The organism is Cronobacter sp. 153480017-3, assembly GCF_053627815.1.
Genome location: NZ_JBSEYN010000001.1, coordinates 451431 through 471647, shown reverse-complemented (window position 1 = coordinate 471647; position 20217 = coordinate 451431). Strand labels below are relative to the sequence as shown.

16 protein-coding genes are annotated in these 20217 nt (G+C 62.4%); 9 read left to right on the top strand and 7 right to left on the bottom strand.

Annotated elements, in window-relative coordinates:
* Positions 1-223 precede the first annotated feature (223 nt).
* Both chaB and ACUW6V_RS02275 read left to right on the top strand, forming a co-directional pair.
* On the top strand, positions 224-454 hold the full coding sequence (gene chaB / locus ACUW6V_RS02280; protein WP_454037941.1) for a putative cation transport regulator ChaB: 231 nt from the start codon (positions 224-226) through the stop codon (positions 452-454).
* 217 nt (positions 455-671) lie between these two features.
* On the top strand, positions 672-1370 hold the full coding sequence (locus ACUW6V_RS02275; RefSeq protein ID WP_105944368.1) for a gamma-glutamylcyclotransferase: 699 nt from the start codon (positions 672-674) through the stop codon (positions 1368-1370).
* A 30-nt stretch (positions 1371-1400) separates the two neighbouring features.
* Here ACUW6V_RS02275 and ACUW6V_RS02270 read toward each other — a convergent pair whose 3' ends face one another.
* The 3 genes from ACUW6V_RS02270 to ACUW6V_RS02260 all read right to left on the bottom strand — a co-directional run bounded on the left by ACUW6V_RS02270 (position 1401) and on the right by ACUW6V_RS02260 (position 4144).
* The gene (locus ACUW6V_RS02270; protein WP_454037940.1) at positions 1401-1646 is read right to left on the bottom strand and encodes a hypothetical protein; all 246 of its coding nucleotides are present in this window, start codon (positions 1644-1646) and stop codon (positions 1401-1403) included.
* Positions 1647-1855: 209 nt separating this feature from the next.
* Entirely contained in the window at positions 1856-3643 is a 1788-nt protein-coding gene (locus ACUW6V_RS02265) for a methyl-accepting chemotaxis protein (RefSeq protein ID WP_454037939.1), read from the bottom strand.
* 147 nt (positions 3644-3790) lie between these two features.
* Positions 3791-4144 (bottom strand): DsrE/DsrF/TusD sulfur relay family protein, encoded by a 354-nt coding sequence (locus ACUW6V_RS02260; protein WP_041460479.1) that lies wholly within the window; start codon positions 4142-4144, stop codon positions 3791-3793.
* A gap of 71 nt (positions 4145-4215) precedes the next feature.
* Here ACUW6V_RS02260 and ACUW6V_RS02255 point away from each other — a divergent pair, with 71 nt between their 5' ends.
* Positions 4216-5418: a nitrate regulatory protein gene (locus tag ACUW6V_RS02255; protein WP_105622259.1), complete on the top strand. Its 1203-nt coding sequence runs from the start codon at positions 4216-4218 to the stop codon at positions 5416-5418.
* A 173-nt stretch (positions 5419-5591) separates the two neighbouring features.
* On the opposite strand, the gene ACUW6V_RS02250 is transcribed toward ACUW6V_RS02255, so the two are convergent.
* Positions 5592-5792, bottom strand: coding sequence for a hypothetical protein (locus ACUW6V_RS02250; protein ID WP_454037938.1), 201 nt, complete (start codon positions 5790-5792; stop codon positions 5592-5594).
* On the opposite strand from ACUW6V_RS02250, the gene ACUW6V_RS02245 reads away from it, so the two are divergent.
* From ACUW6V_RS02245 to ACUW6V_RS02225, 5 genes are read left to right on the top strand one after another with little or no spacing between them, the layout of a single operon-like run.
* Positions 5791-7041 (top strand): CmpA/NrtA family ABC transporter substrate-binding protein, encoded by a 1251-nt coding sequence (locus ACUW6V_RS02245; RefSeq protein WP_319703752.1) that lies wholly within the window; start codon positions 5791-5793, stop codon positions 7039-7041. The genes ACUW6V_RS02250 and ACUW6V_RS02245 overlap by 2 nt on opposite strands.
* 9 nt (positions 7042-7050) lie before the next feature.
* Positions 7051-7932: a nitrate ABC transporter permease gene (gene ntrB / locus ACUW6V_RS02240; protein ID WP_454037937.1), complete on the top strand. Its 882-nt coding sequence runs from the start codon at positions 7051-7053 to the stop codon at positions 7930-7932.
* A 9-nt stretch (positions 7933-7941) separates the two neighbouring features.
* Positions 7942-8730 carry an ABC transporter ATP-binding protein gene (locus tag ACUW6V_RS02235; protein WP_004387007.1) on the top strand — a complete coding sequence of 263 codons (789 nt, stop codon included), beginning with the start codon at positions 7942-7944 and terminating at the stop codon, positions 8728-8730.
* Between the two features lie 9 nt (positions 8731-8739).
* Positions 8740-12807 carry a nitrite reductase large subunit NirB gene (gene nirB, locus ACUW6V_RS02230; RefSeq protein WP_454037936.1) on the top strand — a complete coding sequence of 1356 codons (4068 nt, stop codon included), beginning with the start codon at positions 8740-8742 and terminating at the stop codon, positions 12805-12807.
* Entirely contained in the window at positions 12804-15506 is a 2703-nt protein-coding gene (locus tag ACUW6V_RS02225) for a nitrate reductase (protein ID WP_454037935.1), read from the top strand. Before nirB ends, ACUW6V_RS02225 begins: the two co-directional genes overlap by 4 nt.
* Here the strand turns inward: ACUW6V_RS02225 and ACUW6V_RS02220 are convergent.
* On the bottom strand, positions 15402-15953 hold the full coding sequence (locus ACUW6V_RS02220) for a YbhB/YbcL family Raf kinase inhibitor-like protein (RefSeq protein WP_012124546.1): 552 nt from the start codon (positions 15951-15953) through the stop codon (positions 15402-15404). The two genes, ACUW6V_RS02225 and ACUW6V_RS02220, sit on opposite strands and share 105 nt — an antisense overlap.
* Before the next feature lie 178 nt (positions 15954-16131).
* On the opposite strand from ACUW6V_RS02220, the gene ACUW6V_RS02215 reads away from it, so the two are divergent.
* Positions 16132-17547, top strand: a complete 1416-nt coding sequence (locus tag ACUW6V_RS02215) for a YchO/YchP family invasin (RefSeq protein WP_454037934.1) — start codon at positions 16132-16134, stop codon at positions 17545-17547.
* On the opposite strand, the gene narL is transcribed toward ACUW6V_RS02215, so the two are convergent.
* Complete coding sequence (gene narL / locus ACUW6V_RS02210; RefSeq protein WP_007698510.1) at positions 17544-18194, bottom strand: two-component system response regulator NarL; 651 nt, start codon at positions 18192-18194, stop codon at positions 17544-17546. The genes ACUW6V_RS02215 and narL overlap by 4 nt on opposite strands.
* Positions 18187-19995, bottom strand: a complete 1809-nt coding sequence (gene narX, locus ACUW6V_RS02205; protein WP_004386019.1) for a nitrate/nitrite two-component system sensor histidine kinase NarX — start codon at positions 19993-19995, stop codon at positions 18187-18189. The genes narL and narX overlap by 8 nt, the downstream gene beginning before the upstream one ends.
* Between the last annotated feature and the right edge of the window lie 222 nt (positions 19996-20217).

Sequence of the window (20217 nt, the reverse complement as noted above, 5' to 3'; positions counted from 1 at the left end):
GAGCGTAAAACTACCAAAAAATGCGCGGTCAGGAGGCTTTATTTACGCTTTTTTACGGCTAAACCGTAACTTTGCAATAAATGCGTCAAAAAACCGAATTTCATTGAGGAACCATTTATCAAACAAGGCATTGTGAAGGCATCACAACATGCTTCGCTTGCGGCTGGCGCGCTTTCTGATTGTGTTCCACACTTATCTTTTTATGAAATAAAGGAGCGTAGCGATGCCTTACTCTTCAAGAACCGATTTGCCCGATAATGTCCGCAACGTCCTCCCGGCGCATGCGCAGGATATTTATAAAGAGGCGTTCAACAGCGCCTGGGATCAATATAAAGACGAAGATGACCGGCGCGGCGACGCCAGCCGGGAAGAGACGGCGCATCGCGTCGCGTGGGCCGCCGTTAAACATGAGTATGAAAAAGGCGATGGCGATAAATGGCATAAGAAAAAATAATGCTTCGTTAATCGCCTGATTCCTCTCCATCTTTACCTTTATTCCCGTAAAGCGCGCGGGAACAGATAAGTTTTTTGTCGGTTGAAAACGCCGCTGCGGTCTTGTCAGCGGCGCGTTAATCCCCTATCGTCACCCCGTAATTGCTTTCTGATTGAGCGATAAAAAGATTCTGAAAGCGCTTAAAATCGCAGGGAAGCAGCCGTGGTGGAGGTAGAAAGTGTTAACACGTGATTTCTTAATGACAGCAGACTGTAAGACGGCTTTCGGAGCCATTGAGGAATCGTTACTGTGGACGCCAGAGCAGCGGGCGGCGTCACTGGCCGCCACGCTCGCCTGTCGTCCTGAGAACGAACCGGTCTGGATTTTTGGTTACGGCTCCCTGATGTGGAACCCGGCAATGGTCTTTGAAGAGCGCTGCGCCGCGACGTTAAACGGCTGGCACCGCGCGTTCTGCCTGCGGCTCACCGCCGGGCGCGGCAGCGCCTGCATGCCTGGGCGCATGCTGGCGCTGAAAGAGGGCGGCGCCACGACCGGCGTCGCGTATCGTCTGCCCGAGGCGGAGCTTGAAACCGAACTGACGCTGCTGTGGAAGCGCGAGATGATCACCGGCTGTTACCTGCCGGGCTGGTGCAAGCTCACGCTCGATGACGGCCGCACCGTGCACGCCCTGGTCTTTATCATGGATCCGAGCCACCCGCTGTATGAAGCCGACACCCGTCCTGCGACCATCGCGCCGCTCATCGCCCGCGCGAGCGGCCCGCTTGGCACTAATGCCCAATATCTCTTTTCGCTTGAGCAGGAGCTGAAAAAGCTCGGCATGTGTGAAGCATCGCTGGATGAACTGGCGTCAGAAGTGCGCGCGTGTCAGGCGCAAGACGGCGATGAGAGTGGCGATCTGCAACCGCATTTCGCCTGAAAAAACCCCGGCGAGAGCCGGGGAGAATGGTCAGGCCGGAACGTAGCTGATGGAGTGTTCCAGTGTCTGGCTGTGACTGTCGATAAGCACATCCCAGACGCCGCTGTAAGGCACGCTGATATACGCGCTGTTGCGGTTCTGGACGCTTAAAATATCTGCTCCCGCGCGCTTGGCGCGTTCACCCGCGCTCATTAAATGGATATGGCAATTCGCTGAACAGCGCACCACCACCGTGTCTCCGCCAAACAACTTCAGGCTTGCTTTTACCCGCGCCATCTTTAACCCCTCTGTCAATGATAAATCCGTCAGGACAGCCTTTCGAACGTGAGGCTGTTCACAAAACCTGTCGGAAATAACACCAAAGAGGGAGGCCGCGAACGCTGATTTTGATCAAAAAATGCGGGCACAACACGATATTCATCACATTGTTCGTTAAAGCGGCGGGCAGGCGCGCGGAAAATGTCTCAATGCGCGCCTGCGCCTGATTAAATGCGGAAATGGCTGGCCGTCTGGGCGAGTTCTCCCGCCTGGCCCTGCAACGCGCCCGCTGCGGCGGCCGACTGTACCACCAGCTCGGCGTTCTGCTGCACCATCTGATCGAGCTGCAGCACCGCGTGGTTAATTTCCTGAATGCCTTTCATCTGCTCGCTGGTGGCGACGGTGATTTCACGCATAATGCCGGAAACGTTGCCGATGCTGCTGACTATCTCCTCCATCGATTCGCCCGCGAGGCGCACGTAGCGCGAGCCGGTCGCGACGCTTTCCGTTGTGGAGTCGATAAGCGATTTAATCTCTTTCGCCGCCTGAGCGCTGCGGCTGGCGAGGTTACGCACTTCGCCCGCCACCACCGCGAAGCCGCGGCCCTGTTCACCGGCGCGCGCGGCTTCCACCGAGGCGTTCAGCGCCAGAATGTTGGTCTGGAACGCGATACCGTCGATAACGCTGGTAATATCGCCGATTTTCGCCGAGGCGCTTTCAATCAACTGCATCGTGGAGATGGCTTTAGACACCACTTCACCGCCGCGCGAGGCGGCATCCGTCGCGCTCTGCGCCTGGGTATTAGCCTGCGCCGCCGCATCGGTAGAGTTAGCGACCGACGCGGTTATCTGTTCTACCGCGCTCGCCGTTTCACGCAGGCTGGAGGCCGCCTGTTCGGTGCGCCCGGAGAGATCCTGGTTCCCGGCCGCGATTTCATTCGCCGCCACTTTCACTGATGCGCTGGCGTCGCGCAACTGGCCCATTACGCCCGCGAGCTTATCGCAGAAGGCGTTAAAGGCATGGGCGATTTGCGCCACTTCGTCCCGGCCATCTTCCGGCAGGCGCTGAGAAAGATCGTTAGTGCCGCTGCTGATAGCCACCAGCGCGTCGCGGATCATCAGCAGGCGTTTTAACAGTCGGGTGACCAGGAAATGCATCAGCGCGCCGGTAATCAACAGCAGCACCAGCACGGAAATAGCTGAGGTATTGAGCAGGGCGCGCATGCCTGACGTGGCGTCGTTTTCATCAAGAGCGACCACCAGATACCACTGGGTGCCCGGTACGCGCGTGGCCAGCAGTGCTTTTTGCGCGCCGCCGATATCGCCTTCCAGCGCCGTATCGCTCGTTTTCAGCTCGCTGAACGCGACGCCTGATACCGCCTTATCAAAAGGTTTTGACGTCAGCGCCGGGTCTTTCGCGGCAATCAGCGTGCCGTCCTCGTTCACCAGCAGCCCGCTGCTGTTTTCCGTCGGGTGAATGCTGCGTACGTTGGCAATCACGCTCTCCATGGAGAGATCGCCTGCGACCACCGCCGCAATGACGCCGTTTTGCTTCACCGGCACCGCGAACGTCACCACCAGCTTGCCGGTGCCGGCGTCCACGTATGGCGCGGTCACCACCGGCGCGTCAGCCTTTACCGCCTGCTGATACCAGGGGCGAATGGTCGGATCGTAATCCGCCGGGACACCTTCCGGGTTAGAGAATTTCGCGGTTTTATTGGCATAACCGGCGTAGACGTTCATAAAGCCGCCCGCTTTCGCCATCTGCGTAAAGACCGGCACCGGATCGGCGCCCAGCGCGACGGTATCCAGCGACTGGATCATTGCCGTTTTGCTGTTCACCCAGTCGCTGATGGCGAGATTATGGCTGGCGCTGGTACTGCGCAGCGTATTCAGGCTCGCCTGCTGATTATCCAGCCGGGTGACCTGATAGTTCATGATGGTATTCAGTAACAGCGCACCGACCAGGCAGCCTGCGGTGGCTGCGATGATGCGCGCGCGAATGGACGTTAACATAGGCGTATACCCTGCTGTGTGTTGTGTGAGCGTTATGTTTCAGACGAGCGTGTTGTTGTAGGTTTTAAGTAAAATATCGGCACACAGGGCGGGGACTTGATGGGCAGCGCAGGCGAATAAGTAAATATTATTACACCTGCGTGATTATCAGAAGGTCAGGACTTTATCAGCCTCCAGCGTCCACCCGGCAAGCTCAACCAGCGTGCCAATCTCCACGCCGTCAATCAGCGGCAGCGCGCTCACGCCGCGCCCGTCGGCGCAGGTCTTGCACAGCCTCACCGGCACATTCTGGGCGGTGAGAATCTCCAGCATCTGCTGCACGTTATAGCCTTCAGCGGGTTTCTGACCGCGCAGCCCAGCGGTGACGGCATCCGACATCAAAAACAATTTCAGCTCAGGGGCCTGCGGCTGGTCGCGCAGCGCGATGGCAAGACGCAGGCTATTAAACAGCGATTCGCTGCCGTAAGCCGCGCCGTTGGCGATAATCACGATTTTTTGCATCCGGAACTCCTTTGCCATGACGGCATAGTTATTGCTTGATTCCTGTAAAGGCGATCACAGGAGAAAGAGCGATGGCAATTCCCGCGACATCCTTGCAGAACGCGCAGGCGTGGTTTCGTTTCGCCCGGGAGAGAAAACGCAGCCAGCTGGAGGCGTGGTCGGGCGTCGGCGACTGGGTCAGCCAGATAAGCCATCTGGTGCATATGCTACAGCGCGAGCGCGGCGCGTCCAACATCTGGCTCTGTTCCGGGGGGCAGCTTTTCGCGCGCGAGCGCGCCTTTTGCGTGACAGAAACCGACCAGCGCGCGGCGCAATTTCGCGCGGTGCCCGTGCCGGTTGCCACCGCAGGCAGCCTGCTTTCCTGGCACATGGCCTGTGCGCTCTGGCAGCTTGAGCAGTTGCCTGGGCTGCGCGCGCGCATCCTCGCCCGCGATATTGAGCCTGGCGAGGCGATGGAGAGCTTTAATCTGGCGATCCGGCATCTGCTGGATCTGGTGCCGGAGGCGAGCGAAAGCGTCGATGAAGCCTCGCTCGCCCGCGCGCTGACGGCGCTCTACAGCTTTATGCAGGGTAAAGAGCTCGCGGGCCAGGAGCGCGCTATCGGGGCTATCGGTTTTACGCAGGGCGCGTTCAGCGAGCCCCTGCGACAGCGGCTCGCTGACCGCATTGACGGGCAGCAGCGCTGTTTCGAGACGTTTTTATCGCTCGCCTGCGCGGATATTCGCGAGCGTTTTTACCGCCACGGTGAAGCCACGCGCGAGCTTGAGCAGTTGCGTCGTCTCGCCTGTACGCGGCTGCCCGCCGATGACCACCGCGCGCGGGCGGTGCGTTGGTTTGGGTTGCAGACCACGCGGCTGGACGCGCTGCGCGATATCGAAGAGGCGCTAATCGCCGCGCTGCTGGCGGAGGCCCGCCAGTTGCTGGCCGAGGAGGCGCACAGCGAATCGCCGGAGGCAGCGCTGGCGCGCCGTGCGTCTTTGCGTGACGAGCAGGAGACGCCAGCGCTTGAGCGTCATCTTCTGCCGCTGGTGCGCCAGCAGGCTCGCGAGGTGGAATCGCTGACGCGCCAGCTCGCCTCGCTACAGGCGAACCTAGAAGAACGTAAGCTTATCGATCGCGCCAAAAGCTTGTTGATGAGTCACCAGCAGCTTAGCGAGGAGCAGGCGTGGCATCAGTTGCGCAAGCTCGCGATGGATCAGAATAAACGGATGGTGGAGATTGCCGAGGCGATGCTTGCCGTCGCCCAGCTCTGGCCGGTAACCCCAAAGGAGTAGCTGCACAGCGAGCGGGCATTTTATGCATGGAAATGGGGCAAAGCGGGGGAGTGTGCGAGGCGTTTTTTCGCGTGTTACTGGCGGGTGCGCTGCGCTTACCCGCCCTACAATATCGGCTCTCACGTTTTACGTAGGGTGGGTAAGCGCAGCGCACCCACCACGGGGATAACCAATCACGTTTTTGTAGGATGGGTAAGCGCAGCGCACCCGCCACGGAACCCACCCTGAAACCTGGCACACCCCTTGCTTAATAAATCCTGACAATCATTTCCCGGCAGCTCGCCAACGGCGGCGGGCAAACCGGAAAGGATAAAGGCGTCCTGCAATGTCTTCGGGCATTGGCGGACGCCTTTTTTATTTTCAGGAGCAGCCATGAGCGATTCATCCTTTTCTCTTTCCCGCCGCCGCTTATTGCAGGCCGGGGCCGCGCTTAGCGGCGCGATGCTGTTACCGGGGTTTATGGGCAGCGTGTGGGCCGCGGGGTCTGACAAACCCGAGCTCGACACCGTACGCGTCGGCTTTATTCCGCTCACCGACTGCGCGCCGGTGGTGATGGCCGCGCTGAAAGGCTTCGATAAAAAATATGGCATCCGCATTCTGCCCAGCAAAGAGGCGAGCTGGGCGGCGGTGCGCGACAAGCTGGTCTCCGGCGAGCTCGACGCCGCCCATGCGCTCTATGGGCTCATCTACGGGCTGGAACTCGGTATCGCCGGCAAGGCGCAGCCGATGGCGACTCTGATGACGCTCAACCAGAACGGTCAGGCAATTTCGCTCAGCGCCGATCTGCTGGAGAAAGGCGTCACCACGCCCGACGCGCTGAAAAAACTGATCGCCGCAAGCGAGCCAGGCGCTTACACCTTCGCCCATACCTTTCCGACCGGCACCCACGCCATGTGGCTCTACTACTGGCTGGCGGCGGCGGGCATTCATCCTTTTAACGATGTACGCACCGTGGTGGTGCCGCCGCCGCAAATGGTGATGAACATGCGCATCGGCAATATGGTCGGCTTCTGCGTCGGCGAGCCGTGGAACGCGCGCGCCATCAACGACCGCATCGGTTTCACCGCCGCCACCTCGCAGTCTATCTTCCCGGATCACCCTGAAAAAGTGCTCGGCACCCGCCGCCTGTGGGTGGAGCAGAATCCGCACACCGCCCGCGCGCTCACCGCCGCCGTGCTGGAGGCCGCCCGCTGGATAGACGCCTCGGATGACAACCGGCGCGAAACCGCGCAGGTGCTGGCGAAACGCGCGTATCTCAACACCAAAGTGCAATACCTCACGCCGCGCATGCTCGGCGAGTACGACGACGGTGCCGGAAAGCGCTGGCAAGACGATCACGGCATGCGCTTCTTCCGCGACGGCGAAGTGAGCTACCCGTGGCACTCCGATGGCATGTGGTTCTTAACGCAGTTCCGCCGCTGGGGGTTGCTGAAAACCGATCCAGACTACGCAGCCATCGCCGCCCGCATCAACCGCACCGACATCTATCAGCAGGCCGCAGAGGCGGTGGGCGGGATTGCGCTGCCCGCGTCGACGCGGCGTACCAGTCGCCTGATGGACGGCAGCGTCTGGGACGGGCGCGATCCCGCCGCGTATGCCGCCCGTTTTGCCATGAAACGTTAAGGGGAAACTATGAAAGAGCGTAAACAGACCGTCAGCGCGGCGCCTGAACAGCCCGCCGGTGAAGTGATAGTGATGCCCCGCGTGGCGGTGCGTAAACGCCGCGCGCCGCTCGCGGCCACGGTAAACGCGCTGCTGGCCCGCGTGGTGCCGGCCATTCTGGGCCTGGCGCTGCTGGTGATTGCCTGGCAAATCGCAGCCGTCAGCAGTAAAGGCTTTCCGACGCCGCTCAGCACGCTCGACTCGGCGCTGACGCTGTTCGCCGATCCGTTCTACAACGACGGGCCAAACGATCAGGGCATCGGCTGGAATGTGCTGGCCTCGCTCAGCCGCGTGGCGGTGGGCTTCGGGCTGGCGGCGCTGGTGGGGATCCCGCTGGGTTTTCTGATTGGCCGCTTTACCTTTCTCGGGCGGATGTTCAACCCGCTTATCGCGCTCCTGCGCCCGGTCAGCCCGCTCGCCTGGCTGCCCATCGGCCTGCTGCTGTTTCAGAAAGCCGAGCCCGCCTCCAGCTGGACCATTTTCATCTGCTCTATCTGGCCGATGGTCATCAACACCGCCGAAGGGGTGAAGCGTATCCCGGAGGACTACCTCAACGTGGCGCGCGTATTACAGCTCTCCGAGTGGACCGTCATGCGTCGCATTCTCTTTCCGGCGGTGCTGCCCGCGGTGCTCACCGGCGTGCGGCTCTCCATCGGCATCGCGTGGCTTGTGATCGTCGCCGCCGAAATGCTCACCGGCGGCCTCGGCATCGGCTTCTGGATCTGGAACGAGTGGAACAACCTTAACGTGGAAAACATTCTCATCGCCATCGTCATCATCGGCGTGGTGGGGCTCTTGCTGGAGCAGGGGCTGATGCTTATCGCCCGCCGCTTCACCTGGCAGGACAAATAAGGAGCGAACATGAAACCGATCATTCAGGTACAGAACGTCAGTCAGCGCTTCAACACCGCCAGCGGCGAGTTCCTGGCGTTGCAGAACGTCAGCTTTGACATCAACGCGGGCGAAACCGTGAGTCTTATCGGCCACTCCGGCTGCGGCAAATCGACGCTGCTCAATCTCATCGCGGGCATCACGCTGCCGAGCGAAGGCGGGCTGCTGTGCGATAACCGTGAAATCGCCGGGCCCGGCCCTGAACGCGCCGTGGTGTTTCAGAACCATTCGCTGCTGCCCTGGCTCACCTGCTTTGACAATGTGGCGCTGGCGGTGGATCAGGTATTTCGCAAAACCATGGATAAAGCGCAGCGCCGGGAGTGGATTATTCACAACCTGGAGCGGGTGCAGATGGGGCACGCGCTCAACAAACGCCCCGGCGAGATCTCCGGCGGCATGAAGCAGCGAGTCGGCATTGCCCGCGCGCTGGCGATGAAACCGAAAGTGCTGCTGATGGACGAACCGTTCGGCGCGCTTGATGCGCTGACCCGCGCGCATTTGCAGGATGCCGTGATGCACATCCAGCAGGAGCTTAACACCACCATTGTGCTGATTACGCATGACGTGGACGAGGCGGTGCTGCTCTCCGATCGCGTGTTGATGATGACCAACGGCCCGGCGGCGACGGTCGGCGAGGCGCTGGAGGTCAATCTGCCGCGTCCGCGCAACCGGGTGCAGCTCGCCGACGACAGCCGCTATCACCAGTTGCGCCAGCAGATCCTGCATTTCCTCTACGAAAAACAGCCGAAAGCGGCGTAAGGAGCGGCGATGGCGCAACGACTGGTGATTATCGGCAACGGCATGGCGGCGGTGCGTCTGGTGGAGCAACTGCTGGCGCGCGCGCCGGAGCGCTTCGCCATCACGCTTATCGGCGATGAGCCGCTGCCTGCCTATAACCGCATCCTGCTCTCGCCGGTGCTGGCGGGCGAAAAGACCGCCGCGCAGACGCAGCTTCACGACGCGTCATGGTATTCACGTTACGGTGTCACGTTGCTGACCGGCGAGCGGGCGCTGGCGGTGGATTTAACCGCGCGCACCGTCACCACCGCCGCGCGCACGCTGCCCTGGGATGAGCTGGTGTTCGCCACCGGCTCGACGCCGTTTATTCCGCCCATTGAAGGCAGCGGGCTGCCGCACGTGCGCGCCTTTCGCACGCTGGCGGATGTCGGGGCGCTTCTCGCGACGCCTGGCCCCGCCGTGGTGCTGGGCGGCGGCCTGCTTGGGGTGGAAGCGGCCGCGGCGCTCGCCCGTCAGGGGGCGGCGGTGACGCTGGTGCATCGTCACCCGTGGTTGATGGAGCAGCAACTGGATGCGCAGGCGGGCGAGTGGCTCGCCGAAAGCCTGCGCGCGCGCCACATTCGCGTGCTGACCGGCAGCGGCATCACACGCATCACGCCAGATGACGTCACGCTCGCCTGCGGCGAAACCGTCCCGGCACAGCGGGTGGTGATCGCCACCGGCGTGCGTCCGGCTATCGCGCTGGCGCAGTCCGCCGGGCTCGCTTGCCAGCGCGGCATTGTGGTGGATGACACGCTTCGCGCCTCGCACCCGGCGGTGAGCGCCATCGGCGAGTGCTGCGAAATCGACGCGCAGACCTGGGGGCTGGTGGCGCCCTGTCTGCAACAGGCAGACGTGCTGGCGGCGAGGCTCTGCGGCGAGACGGCGCGCTTTGGTTATGAGGAAAAAGGCACGCGTCTCAAGGTCACCGGTATCGCGGTTTTCAGCGCGGGCGAGGTGACGCCGGGCCCGCAGGCGCAGACGCTGATAAGCCTCGACCCAATAGCCCGCCATTATCGCCGCCTGATTATCGAGCACGGCAGGCTCACCGGCGTGCTGCTGTATGGCGATACCGACAGCGCCGGCGCGCTGATGAATCACTTCGGGCAGCCGCTGCGCGCCAGCGCCGGGCTGCTGTTTGATGAAACCGATGAAACGCAGCCCGCGGCTGCAGGATATGACACGATGACAAAACAAACTCTGGTGGTCGTGGGCCACGGCATGGTTGGGCACCATTTTCTGGAGCAATGCGTCAGCGCCGGGCTGCATGAGCGCTTTCATATCATCGTCTTTGGCGAAGAGCGCCACGCGGCCTACGATCGCGTGCATCTCTCGGAGTATTTCGCCGGACGCAGCGCGCAGTCGCTCTCCATGGTGCAGAGCGATTTCTTCGCGCAGACGGGCATTGAACTACGCACCGGCTGTCAGATTGTGGCGCTGGATCGCGCGCGGCAGATCGTGCGCGACGCGCAGGGTCACGAAACGCATTTTGACAAACTGGTGCTCGCCACCGGCTCCTGGCCGTTTGTCCCGCCGGTGCCGGGGCGCGACCTGCCGGGCTGTTTCGTCTATCGCACGCTTGACGATCTCGACGCCATCCGCGAACGCGCACAGCACGCCACGCGCGGCGTGGTGGTGGGCGGCGGCCTGCTGGGGCTTGAGGCGGCGAACGCGCTTAAACAACTGGGGCTGAAAACACACGTCGTGGAATTTGCGCCGGGGCTGATGGCGGTGCAGCTCGATGCGCCTGGCGCAGCGATGCTGCGCGAGAAAATCGAGGCGCTGGAGGTCAGCGTGCATACCAGCAAATCCACCACCGCGATTGTCGAAGAAAATGGCGGACTGACGATGCAGTTTGCCGATGGCGACAGCCTGCATACCGATCTGATTGTCTTTTCGGCGGGCATTCGCCCGCAGGACAGTCTTGCGAAGTCGGCGGGGCTTATGACCGGCGAGCGCGGCGGCATCGTCATTGACGATCAGTGCCGCACCAGCGACGCGCATATTTTCGCCATCGGCGAATGCGCGCTGTGGGAGAACAAAATTTTCGGGCTGGTGGCACCAGGCTATCAGATGGCGCGGGTCGTTGCGGCGACGCTCGCGGGCGAGACGGCGGCGTTCCGCGGCGCAGACATGAGCACCAAACTGAAGCTGCTTGGCGTCGAGGTCGCGTCGTTTGGCGACGCGCACGGGCGCACGCCGGGCAGCCAGAGCTATCAGTGGACGCACGGGCCGAAGCAGATCTACAAGAAAATCGTCGTTTCGGCAGACGGCAAAACGTTGTTCGGCGGCGTGCTGGTGGGTGACAGCAGCGAATACGCCACGCTGCTACAGATGATGCTGAACGGCATGGCGCTCCCCGCCGAGCCGGAGACGCTGATCCTGCCCGTAAGCAGCGGCGCGCCCGCGAAAGGGCTCGGCGTGGCGGCGCTGCCGGAAAGCGCGCAGATCTGTTCGTGCCATAACGTCAGCAAGGCGGATATCTGCGCGGCGGTTGTCGCCGGCGCAGGCGATATGGGCGCGGTGAAAAGCTGCACCAGAGCGGCGACCGGCTGCGGCGGCTGTAGCGCGCTGGTCAAACAGGTCATGGAGTATCAGCTCGAACAGCAGGGCGTCACGGTCAAAAAAGATATCTGCGAGCACTTTGCGTATTCGCGCCAGGAGATTTACCACCTCGTGCGCGTTAATCATATCCGCACGTTTGACCAGCTTATCAGCCGCTACGGCCAGGGCCACGGCTGCGAAATCTGTAAACCGCTGGTGGGCTCGGTGCTGGCGTCGTGCTGGAACGAATACCTGCTGAAACCGGCGCATCTGCCGCTCCAGGACACCAACGATCGCTACTTTGCGAATATCCAGAAAGACGGCACCTACTCGATCGTACCGCGGATGGCTGCGGGCGAAGTGACGCCGGACGGGCTTATCGCCATCGGGCAGATAGCCAAACGCTATCAGCTCTACAGCAAAATCACCGGCGGCCAGCGCATCGATCTTTTCGGCGCGCGGCTTGAACAACTCCCGGCGATTTGGGCCGAGCTGGTGGCGGCGGGCTTTGAGACCGGCCACGCCTACGGGAAATCGCTGCGTACCGTGAAATCGTGCGTCGGCTCCACCTGGTGTCGCTACGGCGTGCAGGATTCGACGGGGCTCGCGGTAACGCTTGAGAACCGCTACAAGGGGCTGCGCGCGCCGCACAAAATCAAAATGGCGGTCTCCGGCTGCACGCGTGAATGCGCCGAGGCGCAGGGCAAGGATGTGGGCGTTATCGCCACTGACAAAGGCTGGAACCTCTACGTCTGCGGCAACGGCGGCATGAAGCCGCGCCACGCGGATCTCTTCGCAAGCGATCTCGACCGGGAGACGCTGCTGCGCACCATCGACCGCTTTCTGATGTTTTACATCCGCACCGCCGACCGCCTGCAACGTACCAGCACCTGGATGGATAACCTGGAGGGCGGCATTGAGTATCTGCGCGAGGTCATTCTTGAGGATTCGCTCGGAATCGGCGAGGAGCTGGAGCGCGAAATGGCGCAGGTGGTCGAAAGCTACCAGTGCGAATGGCAGACCACGCTGGCAAGTCCCGACCGGCTGGCGCTGTTCCGCTCGTATGTCAACAGCGATAAACCGGATGAAGCCGTGCAGCGCCGCGAGCTCAGAGGCCAGCCGCAGCCGGTGGAGGTCGTGCAGCCGGTGACGCCGCGCGCGCCGGAGCGCCCGTGGCAGGCGGTGTGTGAGCTGAAAGACATTCCACCTCAGGCGGGCATCGGCGCGCGGCTTGGCGACATGCAGATTGCGCTGTTCCGTTTTGGCGATCGCGTTTACGCGCTCGATAACCTGGAGCCGGGCAGCGACGCCAATGTGTTGTCGCGCGGGCTGCTGGGGGATGTCGGCGGCGAACCGGTGGTGATTTCGCCGCTCTATAAGCAGCGTATCCGGCTGCGTGACGGGCGGCTTGCGGAAGCGCTCACCGAGGCGGTACGCGCCTGGCCCGTGAAAGTGGAGGGCGGCAAGGTGTGGGTGGCCGGTCAGGCGCTGCTGTTACAGGCGCAGGCGTCATGAACGGCGTTAAGACCACCTGCCCCTATTGCGGGGTCGGCTGCGGTGTGGTGGCGCAGCGCGACGACAGCGGCGCGGTGAGCGTGCGGGGCGATGAAAACCATCCCGCGAATGTCGGGCGGCTGTGCGTCAAAGGCGCGGCGCTCGGCGAGACGACCGGCCATGACGGGCGACTGCTGTACCCGGAAGTCAACGGCGAACGGGCAAGCTGGGAGACGGCGCTCGACGCGGCGGCCTCGCGGCTTGGCGATATTATCGATAAGCACGGCCCGCAGTCGGTGGCATTTTACGCCTCCGGGCAGCTGCTTACCGAGGATTACTACGCCGCCAACAAGCTCATGAAAGGGTTTATCGGTGCGGCGAATATCGACACCAACTCGCGGCTCTGCATGTCTTCCGCCGTGGTGGGCTACAAACGGGCGTTCGGGGCCGATGCGGTGCCGTGTAGCTATGCGGATCTGGAGCAGACCGATCTGCTGGTGTTTGTCGGCTCAAACGCCGCATGGGCGCATCCGGTGCTGTATCAGCGCATCGCGGCCGCGAAGCAGGCGCGCCCGGCGATGAAAATCGTGGTCATCGATCCGCGGCGTACCGCGACCTGTGATATCGCCGATCTCCATCTGGCGCTGGCGCCCGGCAGCGACGCCGGGCTGTTTGTCGGGCTGCTGAACGCGCTTTCAGCACTGCTCGCGCCTGAGACGTTCGACGGCCAGGCGCAGGCGCTCGCGGCCGCGCGGGCGTGGAGCATGGCGCGCGTTGCGCAGTTCTGTGGGCTGCCAGAAGCCGAGGTGGCGCGCTTTTACGACTGGTTTTTGAGTGCGCCCACGGCGATGACGCTCTACACCATGGGCATTAACCAGTCCTCCAGCGGCAGCGACAAGTGCAACGCCATCATTAACGTGCATCTGGCGAGCGGACATATCGGGCGGCCCGGCTGCGGGCCGTTTTCGCTGACCGGTCAGCCGAACGCGATGGGCGGTCGCGAAGTGGGCGGGCTGGCTAACCAGCTCGCGTGCCATATGGGTTTTGATCCGGCAGATATCGCCCGTCTCGGGCGGTTCTGGGGCAGCGAGCGCATCGCGCAGACGCCCGGCCTGATGGCGGTAGAACTCTTCGACGCCATCGGGCTCGGTGAGGTGAAAGCCGTCTGGATAATGGGCACCAACCCGGCGGTATCGCTGCCGGACAGCGACGCGGTGCGCCAGGCGCTGGCGCGCTGCGAACTGGTGATGGTGTCTGACATTACCGCGCAGACCGATACGGCTGCTTTTGCGCATATTCGTTTTCCGGCGCTGGGGTGGGGGGAGAAAAACGGCACGGTGACCAATTCAGAGCGGCGGATCTCGCGCCAGCGCGCCTTTCTGCCCGCGCCCGGCGAGGCGCGCCCTGACTGGTGGATAGTCGCGCAGATGGCGCATCGCCTGGGTTTTGGCGAGGCGTTTGGCTGGCAGCATCCGCATGAGATTTTCTGCGAGCACGCGGCGCTGTCGGGGTTTGAGAACGACGGCGCGCGGGCGTTTGATATCAGTGGGCTGGCCGCGTTAACCCGCGAGGCGTATGACGCGCTCGCGCCGGTGCAGTGGCCGGTGACGAACAAACAGCCGCAGGGTACGCCGCGTCTGCTGGAAACCGGGACAGGCTGGCGTGGCGGCAGGCTGAATATGGTAGCGGTTTCTCCGGCGCTGCCGCAGGCGCGGCCCGACGCGCGCTACCCGCTGTGGCTCAATACCGGGCGTATCCGCGATCAGTGGCACACGATGACCCGTACCGGCCGCGTGGCGCGGCTGATGCAGCACCAGCCGCTGCCGCAGGTGGTGATGCATCCTGACGATGCGGCGCGCTACGGTGTGCGCGAGGGCGACCTGGTAGAAGTGGCCTCAGCGCAAGGGTTTATGGTGGGCTGGGCAGCGCTCAATGACGCCCAGGCACCCGGCGCGCTGTTCGCCCCGATGCACTGGAACGCGCAGTTCGCGAGCGACGGGCGCGTCAATACGCTGGTGGCCCCGGTCTGCTGCCCGCACTCCGGCCAGCCGGAAAGCAAACAGACCGCCGTGCGTCTGCAAAAACGCCGCACCGCGTGGCAGGGCGAGCTGTTTTGTCGCGATATGCCGCCGCTTGCGCCCGATCTGCTGTGGTGGCGTCAGGCGCTGGACGGCTGCCTGCATGTCACCCTGGCGGGCAATGCGTCGCCGCAACGCTGGCTGCGTGAAATGGCCGCCCGCGAAAGCTGGCAATTGCAGTATGCGCAGGGCGAGGGGTTCTTTCATCTGCTGGCGTGGCGCGACGGCGCGCTGATGCTGGCGTTTTACAGCGCGGCGCGTCGCCCGGCGGTTCAGCGCGAGGCGATTGCGGCGGCGTTCCTGGAACCGCCTGCGAACGCGGCCGCGCGTCATGTGCTGCTGGCCGGTAAAGGTGCGCAGAGCGCGCCCGCAAAGGGGCGCACTATCTGTAGCTGTTTCGGCGTGGGTGAGAACGCCATCCGCGCCGCTATTCGCGCCGGGTGCGACAGCGCCGGGAAACTGGGTGACGCCCTGCGCTGTGGCACCAACTGCGGCTCCTGTATCCCGGAGCTTAAAGCGCTGCTGGCGCAGACGGCGTCACTGCCCGAAGCGGCCAATCAGACCGGTGGCGGCGAGCGCGTGGCCTTTGAGTTTCGTGAAGAGTTCCTCGCGCGTCAGGCCGGGCGGGAGATCGGCCGGTAGATCGGTTGCGATAAGCGTAAAGGTGTAATGGTGCGCGCCACTGCCGGGCGGCGGGCAGGGGCCGTGCCAGGCGCTGGTCCCCGGCGTGTTTTTCCCGCCGGTAAAGCCTTTGCCCTCTGTCAGCGCATTGGCGGCAAGGCCAGTGGTGCTGGCGGGTATGTTATAGGCCACCAGGTGCGTCACGCCAAGCCCCTTCGCGCCCTCCGGGTCATGGACGATCAGCGCGAAACGCGTCGTGCCCTGCGGCGCATGGCTCCAGACCAACGCAGGCGACTGATTCTCACCGGTACAGTTGGGGTTTTGCTTCGCGTTACCGGCGAATTTTTTCTCCATCATGCCGTTATCGGCAAACGAGGGGGACTGCAACATAAAAATACCGTCATCGGACGCGGCGGCGGCGTTCACAGCGGCAACCGCCAGCAGACAAGCGAGCAGCGTTTTTTTCATCGGCGTGTCTCACGCAGGGTGGGAATGTTAAGCGTAGCGCACCGCGCGTAAACGGGATGAGGATTATCCTTAAAAGCCGCGTCAGGGCTTGTCGGGAGCGGCAAACGCGATATGGTATACTGTGTAAATGTATCCATTTTCCGGCAAAACCGGCCCAGGAGAGAAAAATTCATACGTGATGCGGTGGTTATTGGTTGTCCTTCCCTCAGTTGTTACCGCCGCGCTGCTGCCGGTCCGTGCAGATGCGGCCAGCCAGAGCGACGACTACGTGCGCCAGGCGCAAAACCCCTTCGATGAAAATGGCGATAACCTGCCCGATCTCGGCCTCGCGCCCGAAAATAACGCGGCGGAAAAACATTTTGCCCGTGTATTAAAAGCCTTTGGCGAAGCGAGCCAGACCGACAGCACGCTCTCACCCGGCCAGCAGGCGCGCCATTTCGCGTTTGACCGTTTGCGTGACGCGGTGAGCAGCAGCATTACCAGTGAGGCCGAAAGCCTGCTGTCGCCGTGGGGCAACGCCACGGTGGATCTGCTGGTGGATGAAGAGGGCAATTTTAACGGCAGCAGCGGCTCGCTGTTTACGCCCTGGCAGGACAATAACCGCTATCTCACCTGGAGCCAGGTCGGCGTCAGCCAGCAAAATCAGGGGCTGGTGGGTAACGCAGGCATCGGCCAGCGCTGGGCGGCCGGGCACTGGCTGCTCGGCTATAACACCTTTTACGATCGCCTGTTTGACGACGATACCTCACGCGCCGGGTTTGGCGCAGAAGCGTGGGGCGACTATCTGCGCCTTTCCGCTAACTATTATCAACCGCTTGGCGGCTGGCAGCACCGCGCGGGTTTGCTGGAACAGCGCATGGCGCGCGGTTATGACGTGACCGCGCAGGCGTATCTGCCGTTTTATCAGCACATCAATACCAGCGTCAGCTTTGAGCAATATTTCGGCGATCAGGTAGAGCTGTTCGACAGCGGCACGGGCTATCACAACCCGGTCGCGGTGAAAGTGGGGCTAAGTTATACGCCGGTGCCACTCGTCACCGTCAGCGCGCATCACCGTCAGGGGGAAAGCGGCGTGAGCCAGAATGATTTAGGGCTGAAGCTGAACTATCGCTTTGGCGTACCGCTGACCAAGCAACTCTCGCCGGACGAAGTGGCCGCCTCGCGTTCGCTTCGCGGCAGCCGCTATGACCGCGTGGAGCGCACGAACGTGCCGGTGATGGAGTTTCGCCAGCGCAAGACGCTGTCGGTATTCCTCGCGACGCCGCCGTGGGATCTCAGCGCGGGCGAAACCGTGGCGCTGAAGTTACAGGTGCGCAGCCGCCACGGGATCCGCCAGCTCTCCTGGCAGGGCGACACCCAGGCGCTGAGCCTGACGCCGCCGCTGGACAGCGCGAGCGCCGACGGCTGGACGGTCATTATGCCCGCCTGGGATAACACGCCGGGGGCCAGCAACAGCTGGCGGCTGTCGGTGACGGTCGAGGATAAACAGGGCCAGCGCGTGACGTCAAACTGGATAACCCTGAAGCTGTCCGCGCCGGTACAGACGCTGCCGCAGGACGATCCGCGCTATGAACTGCTGGCACCGGTGCCTTAAAAAATACGTTCCTGATGTACCCAGACCGCCGCTTCGACGCGCGATTTGAGCTTCATCTTTTTCAACAGATGCTTCACGTGCACTTTGACGGTGCTTTCGGTGATATCGAGCTTGCGGGCGATCATTTTGTTCGGCAGGCCCTGGGCGATGAGCTTGAGAATATCGCGCTCTCGCGGCGTGAGCTGGGAGACATCGCGGCCTGACGTCGCGCGGCTCGCACGCAGGCTCGCCGCCAGCACCGGCGTTAACGCTTCGCTTAAGACCATTTCGCCCGCTGCCGCCTGTTGCAGCGCCTTGAGCAGATCTTCCGGCTCCATATCTTTAAGCAAGTACCCATCCGCGCCGCGCTTAAGCGCCGTCACTACATCCTCTTCATGGTTCGAGACGCTGAAGACCACCACCCGGCCCGACAGCGCTTTTTCACGCAGTTTATCGAGGGTTTCCAGGCCGTTCATACCGGGCATATTGAGGTCAAGCAGGATCAGATCCGGGTCGAGCGCTTCGGCCATTTCGATACCTTGCTCGCCGTTTCCGGCTTCGCCGACCACCGTGATAGCGGGTGCCATGCTGACCAACTGTTTTACGCCGCTGCGAAGCATAGGGTGATCGTCAATCAGCAGAATGGTTGCCGGTTCCGGGTTATTCATGAACTTCTCCTTCTGGAAGAGCGGGGACGGATGAAAACGGCGCATCGGGGATAAAGGTCACCACCACTTCGGTGCCGCCTTCTGCTCGTCGCCGTACCTGACAGTCGCCGCGCAAACTCTGCGCGCGGTCGCGCATAATAATTAAGCCGTAGTGGTTAGTGCGCCCGGCGTTATCCGGCAGACCACGGCCATTGTCGGCCACGCACAGCCGTACCTGGCCCTCCTGCAGCGTGACGCTGACGCGAATTTCGCTGGCATCGGCATGCTTAAACGCATTGTTTAACGCCTCGCGCGCAATCTGCACCAGATGAATCGCCTGATGCGACGGCACCAGCCGCGGCGGGAGCTGATAATCAAGCACCACCGGGAAACCGAGCCGCGCGCTGAACTCCTGACAGCTCGCCACCAGCGCCGCCTTAAGCCCTGGCTCGTTGAGCTGTAAACGGAACGTCGTGAGCAGCTCGCGCAGTTGCCGCCAGGAGGCGTTCAGTTCATGGCGGATCTGGCCCAGCAGTTCGCGGCTCTCTTGCGGCAGCGCGTCGCCCTGCATCTGCAGGCAGCTGATTTGCATTTTCATACAGGAGAGCGACTGCGCGATAGAGTCATGCAGCTCGCGGGCAATGGCGGCGCGCTCCTCCATCACCAGCAGCTGCTGTTTGCGCTCCTGCTGACGCTCCAGCGCCAGCGTTGCAGTGAGCTGCTCCATGAGCGTGTCGATCATCTGCTGCTGGTCGCGGCTCAGATGACAACCCGCGGGCAATGTCGCCAGCAGAAGGCCATACTGGGTGTGAAGATCGCCAAGCCGCCATTTCAGCGTCGTGCCGGTTTCGCTCTCCGTGCGCAGGTGCCGCGGGCAGAGATGACAGCCGATTTCGTCGCAGCGCTCGTCCGGTTGCCAGACAAACTCCTGATAGTGCTCTTCGTCGTCCACTTCATAAACCCGCAACGCGATATCGCGCAGCAGCGTGAGATTTTGCAGTCGCGTCAGCACCGGTGCCAGCCGCTCGCACAGCGGCACGTCGGAATGCAGGCGACGGTTCGCCTCCCAGAGAAACGACAGGATCTGGTTTTTCTGCTCAAGCCCGGCGGTTTTCTCCTGCACGCGTTGCTCAAGGCTCGCGTAGCTTTCGGCAAGCTCCGCCGACATGCTGTTAAGCGCATGGCCAAGCGTTGCCATCTCATCGCGCCCGGAGACGCTGGCGCGCTGGCTGAAATCGCGGTGGCCCACGGCGTGGGCTATTTCAAGCAGCTGTCGCCACGGGCGCAGCAGGCGGCGGCGCAGCCAGAGCAGGGTAAAGAGCAGTAAAAGCCCCATCAGCAGCGCCATGCCGCGCTGCAGCATGACTATCTGCGCGATGCGGTGTTCAGTGGAGCTGTCAAAGGCGCTGACCAGCGCGTCTATCTGGCCGACAAACTGCGTGACTTGCCCGCTCACCTCCTGCGGCGAATGGGCGTCGCGCAGCGCGGGCGCAAGATGCTGTCGCCAGTAGCGCTGGATAGCCAGCAGCGCTGCCTGCTGACCATCGCGCACCGCGGCCTGCTGTAGCTCATCGCTCCAGGCGGTGCGCTCCATCTCGTTAAACATGTCGGTGCGGGTAGTGCCGACCGGGACGGCGGCGAGCAGACGATAGCTCTGCATGCGCAGCGACCCGGCTTTGTTGATAGCATGCGCGCTGCCCTGAACGCCCTGCGCCAGCCAGCCCGCCAGCGCCATGCCCCCCATGCCGAGGCCGGCGAGCAGTAGCACGATGATCGCCAGTTGATTAGCGAGGGTCAGCGGGGAAAAGCGTCGTTTCAGCATGGCGATGCGCGCTCCTTAACGCGGCGTCGGGACAGGCGGAGGATCTATTCTCAGGTATCCCCTGGAGTATACCCATACCCATTATGGATTACTCCTTAATTGCCATTCATGTCACCCATTGTACACCGGCGGCATGCGCACAAGCGCTGCGTCTGAAAAACCACACTTTTTTTAACGCTAAGCTCTACTCCCTGGGGGGTAAGGCGTTTTTTTGGACAAATC